Source organism: Methanospirillum sp., assembly GCF_028679455.1.
GTDB lineage: Archaea > Halobacteriota > Methanomicrobia > Methanomicrobiales > Methanospirillaceae > Methanospirillum.
Window position 1 is genome coordinate 1 of sequence record NZ_JAJRBM010000013.1, and the last position, 2,503, is coordinate 2,503.

The 2,503-nt window shown below is 47.5% G+C and carries 5 protein-coding genes; all 5 read left to right on the forward strand.

All coding sequences use genetic code 11. The features are described 5' to 3' along the window. A partial coding sequence (locus LUQ50_RS00365) for an energy-coupling factor transporter transmembrane component T (RefSeq protein WP_300034436.1) occupies nt 1-346 on the forward strand: 346 nt, incomplete at its 5' end. Nucleotides 347-474: 128 nt separating this feature from the next. Further along, entirely contained in the window at nt 475-987 is a 513-nt protein-coding gene (locus tag LUQ50_RS00370; RefSeq protein WP_300034439.1) for a 4Fe-4S dicluster domain-containing protein, read from the forward strand. Further along, nucleotides 980-1,252 (forward strand): hypothetical protein, encoded by a 273-nt coding sequence (locus LUQ50_RS00375; RefSeq protein WP_300034442.1) that lies wholly within the window; start codon nt 980-982, stop codon nt 1,250-1,252. Before LUQ50_RS00370 ends, LUQ50_RS00375 begins: the two co-directional genes overlap by 8 nt. Further along, nucleotides 1,249-2,160: a heterodisulfide reductase-related iron-sulfur binding cluster gene (locus tag LUQ50_RS00380; RefSeq protein WP_300034445.1), complete on the forward strand. Its 912-nt coding sequence runs from the start codon at nt 1,249-1,251 to the stop codon at nt 2,158-2,160. Before LUQ50_RS00375 ends, LUQ50_RS00380 begins: the two co-directional genes overlap by 4 nt. After that, nucleotides 2,157-2,438 carry a hypothetical protein gene (locus LUQ50_RS00385; protein ID WP_300034448.1) on the forward strand — a complete coding sequence of 94 codons (282 nt, stop codon included), beginning with the start codon at nt 2,157-2,159 and terminating at the stop codon, nt 2,436-2,438. Before LUQ50_RS00380 ends, LUQ50_RS00385 begins: the two co-directional genes overlap by 4 nt. Nucleotides 2,439-2,503 lie beyond the last annotated feature (65 nt).

Below are 2,503 nucleotides of genomic sequence, written 5' to 3' on the forward strand. Positions count from 1 at the left end.
CCTTCTGGCCCTGGGAATGATGATCCGGTATCTATTCGTATTCGCCTATATGTCCCGCAAAATTCACGAGTCACTCTTGGTCAAATGTTTTGATCCGTTTGATAGGAGACTCCCGTACCGGTACCGGATCACCCAATTGGGATACACCCTGGGAACAATGTTTATTCGTTCGTTTGAGCAGGGTGAGCGGACCTACCTGAGTATGCTCTGTAGAGGATACGGAAGAGAGAGCCATGTCTTTGTGAGCAAAAAGCCTATCCCCCGGGTAGAACTGTTTGCCCTTGCCGGATGTATCTGCTATATCATTGCGGTTCCAACAATCTGCTGGCTGTTATATCAACACTAACAATTTGTTTTCCCTTTGTAGGAATGGTTACTTTTATTCATACTGTTGCTAATACAAGAGACTATTAGTACCAACCACCATGTGTTACAGAGAGAAATTGGTAGTATCTCCCTCCATCAGAGTACGAGTTGCCATCATCACCGATGACTGCATATAACCCCTCTACAAGGCAGGAATTCCAGCCCACTGATCCCGGGACTCAGGTAATCCTCCATAATCCGGATCGATGTACCGGATGCAGACAATGCATGACTGCATGTTCTTTTAAAAATTTTCTTACCTATAACTATGATCTCTCCCTCTGCAGGGTCATTACCGGACCAAAGGGAGAATTTATCAGAGTTCATTGTCACCACTGCGCAGATCCTATGTGTATGGCGGCATGTCCGACCCAGGCAATCCATAAAGATCCAGTAACCGGCGTGGTTTCGGTGGATAAGATCCAATGTATCGGATGTAAAGCATGCACCTGGGCCTGTCCTCTCTCTATTCCCCAGATGCAGCGGGGTCTGAAAGCAATGACAAAATGCGATCTCTGCGGAGGAGATCCCAGCTGCATTAAAGTCTGTTCTGCAAAAGCTATCCAACTCGTAACCAGATGTGATAGCCGTCAATATTGTGGGAGTGATATCCATGAATGAACTCTTTCCCTGGAGACGCCCGGTGAAAGTCCCCCTGCCTCCGGGAGTAAAGCCACAGTTAATCCGGCATTTCTCAATCGGGCTCCTTTATCCGATTACCGAAGAGACAAAACAGTGCAGGGAGCAGGCCGGCCTGAGTCCGGTCCCGCCTACCGCTCATATGTATCCGGAAGCAGTTGAAGATATCAGAACCCTGATCCGGGCGATGAAAGTAGACAAAAAGATAGGCCTCGATCTTGATACCATGGAGTACCGGTTTTCATGAACGAGAAAGAGCCAGTTGCCAATACTGAAACATCTACCTCCAGATATGCATTTTTTTTAGGCTGTGTCATGCCGGTGAAGATGCCATGGGCAGAATCAGCAATCATGAAAACATTGCCACGGCTCGGTGTTGACCTCACCTATGTCACCAAGTCAACCTGCTGTCCCCGGGCAGGAGTCTGGATATCGGTAGACAAACGGGTATGGCTGACCCTCGCATCCTATAATCTCCTGCAGGCAGAACAGGCAGGCCGTGACCTTATGGCCTCTTGTAATGGCTGTTATGTAACCCTGTATGAAGCAAACAAACTCCTGAAAGAAGATCCTGAAGAACTCAGGATGGTCAATGAATACCTCCAGGAGGCTCATAACCATTATAATGCTTCCATCCGGGTCAGACATCTGCTCGAAGTACTCTACGAAGAAGTGGGAATTGAGCGGATCAAAACAGAACTTCCAAAGGTTCCTATCCGCGTTGCACTCCATCCCGGTTGTCACATGCGTATCTTCGAGGACGGAAGACTGGTCAGGTACTTCACCGAACTGACCGGGGCACTCGTGAACGAAGTTGTTCCATATGAACTGGAACAGATGTGCTGTGGTCTTCAGGCGAACCTTGCTGACCGTGAGTTTGCAACCTATGAACGTGCCAAACAGAAGTTCGATGCTATCAAAGCACTCGGGGTAGATGCACTGGTAATTGTATGCTCTGGATGTTATGATCAGTTCGAGCGGGGAATCAAGATCCTGGAGAAAGAGATAGGATATAAATTTGATATCCCTATTATCCATCTTGCCGAACTTCTTGCCCTATCGGTAGGTTTTGCACCTGATGATTTCGGAATGAGGCTGCTCCGAACTGCATCGGTAGAGCCGATCATTGAAAAGTGGGAGAACAGAACACGATGAAACCGAATGTGATCATTGCAATGGTCATCCTCATGATCAGTGTGATTGGTGCAGTATTCCTGCCTGAACAACACGGTTCGGTAATAATCCTCTTTCTGTTTCTCGAACTAGCCTCGATGATATCATTCTATATCTTCTTCGCGGTCGTCATACCATCACTTATCCCCGAATACCGGAAAGTTGATGAGAATTTTAACTGCGGTGCAACCGAACTCTACCTTACAAAAGACGAGTTATACAGCCTTGAATCTCCCTTCGGAAGCGTGAAAGATGAATAGCAAGGGAAATGAATCCGGGGTCAGGGAGATAGCGGTTGCTGATCTCGAATCAGAAGTATCGGCGA

Coding starts and splice junctions, on each gene's coding strand:
- LUQ50_RS00375 (WP_300034442.1), top strand. CDS start 980: ATGAATGAACTCTTTCCCTGGAGACGCCCGGTGAAAGTCCCCCTGCCT.
- LUQ50_RS00380 (WP_300034445.1), top strand. CDS start 1,249: ATGAACGAGAAAGAGCCAGTTGCCAATACTGAAACATCTACCTCCAGA.
- LUQ50_RS00385 (WP_300034448.1), top strand. CDS start 2,157: ATGAAACCGAATGTGATCATTGCAATGGTCATCCTCATGATCAGTGTG.